We start from the raw sequence: 536 nt of genomic DNA on the forward strand, positions 1-536 counted from the left end.
GTTACTGTGATTGCAGTTTTGCGCGGATAAAATCGCTGTGGTCAACGTACAAGAGTTCTGCGGTTTTGCGAATTACGGCATCCTCAAGTGGGTCGATTTGTCCATCGGCATACGCGACTTCCCACATGCTCTTAATCAAGTTGTAGCGAGTCTCTTGTGTGAGTTCTCGAAGCTGGGAAGTAAAATCGTACAAAGAGGTAGCGTCTTGCGTTTTTTCTTTTGCCTGAGCAAGTAACTGCTCCGATTCTTGCTCGTTTAACTCGAGCAACTTCATCAGTAAAGAACGCTTTGTGCTTTCTTCTTTTTCATCAATTAGATGATCCGCACCAGACACTTCACACAGCAGACATGCGATCGCCATGTTTGGCGACAGCGCATTGTTTTTGCTCAAATCCGAGCCGTCGATAAGTTGTTTGAACAACGAAGTAAGAGAATTAAACATAGTAAGCACCAAGCTGTTTTCTTTTAAGATGGTAATAGATACGGTAAATCTCAAGGTGTCGTATCAAATTTAGCACCGCACTGACAGGTTATTT

At 43.3% G+C, this 536-nt stretch carries 1 protein-coding gene; it reads right to left on the reverse strand.

What is annotated here, in order from left to right; genetic code table 11:
• Position 1 precedes the first annotated feature (1 nt).
• Entirely contained in the window at positions 2-442 is a 441-nt protein-coding gene (locus R7Q46_RS29830; RefSeq protein ID WP_192868594.1) for a TerB family tellurite resistance protein, read from the reverse strand.
• Positions 443-536 lie beyond the last annotated feature (94 nt).

This window comes from Vibrio sp. 811 (assembly GCF_033339195.1).